Source organism: Protofrankia sp. CiP1_Cm_nod2, from assembly GCF_920664355.1.
GTDB lineage: Bacteria > Actinomycetota > Actinomycetes > Frankiales > Frankiaceae > Protofrankia.
Genome location: NZ_CAKKTL010000163.1, coordinates 6979 through 12197, shown reverse-complemented (window position 1 = coordinate 12197; position 5219 = coordinate 6979). Strand labels below are relative to the sequence as shown.

At 70.3% G+C, this 5219-nt stretch carries 5 protein-coding genes; 2 read left to right on the top strand and 3 right to left on the bottom strand.

Features of this window, described 5'->3' with window-relative positions; all coding sequences use genetic code 11:
- Nucleotides 1-242 precede the first annotated feature (242 nt).
- Together NBW84_RS17065 and NBW84_RS17060 are read left to right on the top strand one after the other, a co-directional pair.
- The gene (locus tag NBW84_RS17065) at nt 243-518 is read left to right on the top strand and encodes a hypothetical protein (protein ID WP_250285730.1); all 276 of its coding nucleotides are present in this window, start codon (nt 243-245) and stop codon (nt 516-518) included.
- 4 nt (nt 519-522) lie between these two features.
- Entirely contained in the window at nt 523-951 is a 429-nt protein-coding gene (locus tag NBW84_RS17060; RefSeq protein ID WP_250285729.1) for a type II toxin-antitoxin system VapC family toxin, read from the top strand.
- Nucleotides 952-1127: 176 nt separating this feature from the next.
- Here NBW84_RS17060 and NBW84_RS17055 read toward each other — a convergent pair whose 3' ends face one another.
- The 3 genes from NBW84_RS17055 to NBW84_RS17045 form a co-directional block, all read right to left on the bottom strand.
- Nucleotides 1128-2705 carry an AAA family ATPase gene (locus NBW84_RS17055; RefSeq protein WP_250285728.1) on the bottom strand — a complete coding sequence of 526 codons (1578 nt, stop codon included), beginning with the start codon at nt 2703-2705 and terminating at the stop codon, nt 1128-1130.
- Between the two features lie 271 nt (nt 2706-2976).
- A complete protein-coding gene (fahA, locus tag NBW84_RS17050; RefSeq protein ID WP_250285727.1) occupies nt 2977-4230 on the bottom strand; it encodes a fumarylacetoacetase in 1254 nt (417 codons plus the stop codon).
- A gap of 48 nt (nt 4231-4278) precedes the next feature.
- Nucleotides 4279-5219 (bottom strand): homogentisate 1,2-dioxygenase domain-containing protein (locus NBW84_RS17045; RefSeq protein ID WP_250285726.1); only part of this gene is annotated, 941 nt, incomplete at its 5' end.

The following is a 5219-nucleotide window of genomic DNA, read 5'->3' as shown; positions in this document are numbered from 1 at the left end:
GACAGCCTCGGAAGCCGTCATCACCCGCATGAGATTCACAGTAGCTGATTCAGATCCTCTGATATTCCCTCTGGCCCGGCAGCGGCTGAAACCGCGGACAGACGTCACGTGACCGGGTGTCCGATCGTCGGATATCCGGAACACCCTCACAGCACGCCCACGGCATCTCCTCTCGCGGGCGGCTTGGGGCGGCTGGACGGTATATCTTCTGGTACCAGCCGTGTACCATCATCATTATGGCTGTGAACCTTCGTCTCCGTCCCGAGGCCGAGGCCGCGCTACGCGCCGAGGCGGACCGGTCCGGCCGTTCGCAGCAGGAGATCCTTCGCGAGGCTGTCGACCGGCACCTCAGGACGCTCGCCGCTGGCGGACCGGCATCGCTCGGCACCCGGGAGCCACTGCTCACCGCGGGGATCGTTCTTCCACCACGCACGCCGTATCGTCGCGTCACGCCCACGCTCACCCTGCCCGAAGGCACGACCAGCCTCGACCTGCTCGACCGCGACGACCGGCTGTAGAAGCGTGCGTATCTACCTGGACAGCAGCGCGATCCTCAAACGACTGGTTGCCGAAGCGGACTCGTCGGCCCTGGTCGCGGCGGTCGACAGACATCATGCGGACGGCGATCTGCTGGTGTCGTCATCGCTGGCGTGGATCGAGGTGACCCGTGCGCTACGTGCCCGGTTCGGCGCCGACGCGGCGTCCGCGACCGTCCACGCGGACGCCGCCCTGTCCGGAATAGCCGAGCATCCGCTGTCACCCGAGGTGGTGAGCCTGGCACGACGGGTCGGGCCACCGGTACTCCGGTCACTGGACGCCATCCACCTGGCCTCGGCGCTCCTCCTGGACGCCGACCAGATGCTGACCTACGACGACCGGCTCGCGATGGCCTGCACCCAGTCCGGCCTCGTCGTCACCACCCCGGGCCGCTATCCCGAGCTGCCTGGCTAATTTGATCTTAGCTGGTGTTTTCGTAGCTCATGACCAAAATCGATCTTCCGGAAGTGCACGGCCTAAGTCCGGGGCGCCCACCTGGTGAGGCCGAAGACGCGGTCTCAAAAGGTCAGTGCACCGCGTGTGAATGCCGCGCGATCTGTTCTCGTCAGCGCTTCTTGGGCGGGCCTTCGTCACGCTCGTAGGACGGTGATGGCGCGGCCGGCGGGGCTGGTGACGGTGTCGATGTGGGTGCGTTTGTGGACGGGCGGAGCGTCGGGGCGGCGGTCGAAGATGACGATGGTGCCGGTGGGGAGGTTGAGGCGGTCAAGGTAGCTGTCGAGTTGGGTGAGGGCGCGGCGGAGGGGGTCGGTGTCGCCGGGATGGCGGACCTTGAGTTCGATGGCTTCGCGTTGCCAGTGGCGTTTGCCGTCCGATGCCGTGTAGGGCCAGCGGATGTGCAGGTCGATGCGGCCACGGCCGACACCGTATTCGCGGGTGACATGGCCGTCGCCATTGACGACGCGTTGGAGGAAGGCCATGAAGACCAGCTGGGGGGCGACTTCGTGGTAGACGATGCCGCGGACGAGGACGTCGGCGTGTTCGGTCCAGAAGTCGGCGAACTCGCGGAGGAGGAGGCCGAAGTCGAGGGTTCCGTCGGAGCGGACGAAGGCGCGGGGGTCGGCGAGGACCTGGGCTTCGCTGTTGGCGGTCAGGACGCGGGCGATGACTTCGTGGTAGATGGGGTTGGCGACGCGGACGGGGAGTTTCGGGGTGATCAGGCCGAGGTCGCGGGTGTAGCTGAGGTCGTCGTCGTAGGGGTCGAGTTCGGGCAGGGTACCGGCGAGGACGGGTTCGAGGACGCGGCGGACCCGGTGTTCGGCGAGTTTCGCGGCCAGCGAGTCCAGATGCGTCGCCCGCGCCAGGATCAGCCGTTCCTTGGCCTGCTCCACATGACCAACAGTGATCGATTCGGAGGTGGGGACGGCGATCTTTTCGACGATTTCACGGGCCAGCGCGTTGACCAGCCACGGCTGGCCAGCGGTCAGCTCCACCGCCCGATCCACCGCGTCCGGAGTAAACACCTGGCCGGTGTCCGCGGTGTGCTGGGCGTAGAGTGCGGCGACCTCGTCCGGGGTGAAGTCCCCCAGCCGCAACGACTCCAACTTGATGTTGAACGGGCTGGACGTCCCCAAACGAGACGAGTCACCGCCGGAGGCTGCTTTATAGTCGCGGACGTCGCGCAGGCCGCACAGCACGACTGAGGCGGGAAAACGGTTGGGGCGGCCGCGGTAGCCGTCGCGGAGCTGGCTGAGGACGCTGATCAACGTCTGGCCCTGGAGCGCGTCGATCTCGTCGAGAAACAGCACCAGGGGGCGTGGGCAGGCCTGCGCCCAGGCCCGAAACGCTTCGACGATGAGGGTACCTTCCGACGCCTGTGGCCACGGCGGTGGGCGCAGGTCCGCTGGCAGCATGTCCTCGGCGTCGGCCCGGATCCGGTCGAGAACGGCACGGGCCGCCGCGCCGTAGTCGTCGCCGGTAGCCCGGCCGGTCTCACAGGAGAACAGCAGCGCCGCGTACCGGCCGGCAGCGGTCAGCTCGTCGGCGAGCGCCTGCAACGTCGTGGTCTTGCCCGTCTGCCGGGGGGCGTGCACGACGAAGTAGCCCTCCTGGTCGATGAGGCCAGGTGCCTCCGGCAGCCGCGACACCGCCGGGATCATGTAGTCGATCCCGGGCCGGCACGGGCCGGCGGTGTTGAACCGGCGGCTCATCGATCGTCACTCTCCATGGGACTGGCGCACGGGGGCATGTTCCGTTCACCACCCTACGCAGCCGCCGAACACTGATCGACGATCTACCACGTCGAGACACCAGCACGCCTTCGCCGACAGCGGTCAGCGCTGGCGGGTCCCGCGCTGGCGCGATGCGCGGTCAGCCGTCGATGTTGTGCCGTCCCTGGATCGCCGGATCATGACAATGAGGGAGCAAGTGGCTGCCATGGCAGCCACTTTCGTACTCATTCCCCCTGATCGACGGCTTCGGTCAGGGGGGCAGGATACGGGCGCGGACCTCGCCGAGGCCGATGACGGTTGCGTGCGGGCCGGGGGCCGTGGCGGTGATGACGATCTCGTCGCCGTCCTTGAGGAAGGTGCGGGCCGAGCCGTCGGGGAGGGCCAGGGGCTGGGTCCCGTTCCAGGTGAGCTCGACGAGTGACCCGTACTGCGCGCGGGTGGGGCCGCTGACCGTGCCGGAGGCGAGCAGGTCACCGGTGCGCAGCGGCGCGCCGCCCGCCGTCAGGTGGGCGAGCTGCTGGGCCAGCGTCCAGTACATGCCGGCGAACGGCGGCCGGGAGACCGGGTGCCCGTTGAGGGAGATCGCGAGCTCGATGTCGAAGCCCCCCGGCGGCGCGCCGGTGTCGTCGAGATAGGGCAGTGGACGCGGGTCGCGCGGCGGGGCGGGCACCCGGGCGTGCCGCAGCGCGTCGAGCGGCACGACCCACGCGGAGACGGAGGTGGCGAACGCCTTGCCGAGGAACGGGCCGAGCGGGACGTACTCCCAGGCCTGGATGTCGCGGGCGGACCAGTCGTTGACCAGGCAGGCGCCGAAGACGTGCCGCTCCGCCGCCGCCAGCGGCACGGGGCGCCCAGGCCGCGAGGGGGTGCCGACGACGAAGCCGACCTCGGCCTCGAGGTCCAGCCGCGCCGTCGGCGCGAACGTGATCTCGCCGTCCGGGGCGCGCAGCTGCCCGCGCGGGCGCACGACCGGCGTCCCGGAGACGACGACCGTGCCGGAGCGTCCGTGGTAGCCGATCGGCAGGTGCTTCCAGTTGGGGGTGAGGGGGTCGCCGTCCGGGCGCAGGATGCGGCCCAGGTTGGTGGCGTGCTGTTCGCTGGCGTAGAAGTCGACGTAGTCGGCGACCGTGAACGGCAGGCGCGGGGTCGCCGTCGCGGCCGGTAGCAGCAGCGGCTCGACGGCGCGCCGGTACCGTCCGTCCACGAGCCAACGCCGCACCTGGGAGCGGACCTGTGACCACACGGTGGGGCCGGCGGCCAGCAGCCGGTCGAGGCTGCCCGCGGTGAACAGCCCGGCGTGCTCCGGCAGGAGCGCGTCGGCGGCGGCGGTCAGGTCCAGGATGTGCTCGCCGATCGCGACGCCGACGCGCGCGCCCGGCGCGTCCGGTGTGGTGAAACTGCCGTAGGGCAGCGTGTGTATCCCGAAGGGATCGCCGTGCTCCACCCCGAGCCAGGACGCGGCGGCGTCGAGCGGCCCGGCCGGCGGCGGGGTGCCCGGCGTCATCAGCGGTCCGGCGTCATCAGGGTCCGGCGTCATCAGGGTCCGGCGTCATCAGCTGTCCCCGTTCGCCCAGGTCCAGGCGTAGCGGCCGTCATCGCAGGCGAGGGCGCCCTCGCCGAGCTCGAGCGGACGGAAGGTGTCGACCATGACCGCGAGCTCGTCGACGAACTCCACCCCGAGCGAGCGCTCCACCGCGCCCGGCTGCGGGCCGTGCGTGTGCCCGCCCGGGTGCAGGCTGACCGAGCCCGGCCCGATGCCGGAGCCCCTGCGCGCCGCGTAGTCCCCGCCGCAGTAGAACATCACCTCGTCGGAGTCGACGTTGGAGTGGTAGTAGGGCACCGGCACGGCCAGCGGGTGGTAGTCGACCTTGCGGGGGACGAAGTTGCAGATCACGACGTTGCGGCCGGCGAGGATCTGGTGGACGGGCGGCGGCTGGTGCACCCGTCCGGTGACCGGCTCGAAGTCGGCGATGTTGAACGTGTAGGGGTACAGGCAGCCGTCCCAGCCCACCACGTCGAACGGATGGCTGGGGCAGCGGTAGCGGGTCCCGGCGACGCCGCCGTTGGCGCCGCGCGAGCCGCGGTGCTTGACGAGCACCTCCACGTCGGTTCCGGTCACCAGCAGCGGGCCGGCGGGCGGGCGCAGGTCCCGCTCGCAGTACGGCGCGTGCTCCAGGAACTGCCCGTGCCGGGACAGGTAGCGCGGCGGCGGGGCGAGAGGGGAGTCCGCCTCGATGACGTACACGCGCAGCGGCGCGGCCGGGTCCGGGATCCAGCGGTGGATGACGCCCCGGGGCAGGATCACGTAGTCGCCCTGACGGGCGCCAAGCGTGCCGAAGACCGTCTCCACGGTTGCCGCGCCGGCTTCGACGTACACGCACTCGTCGCCGATGGCGTTGCGGTACAGCGGGCTGGCCGCGCCCGCGACGGCGTAGCAGATGCGTACGTCGGCGTTGCCGAGGACCAGCCGCCGTCCCGTGACCACGTCGACGT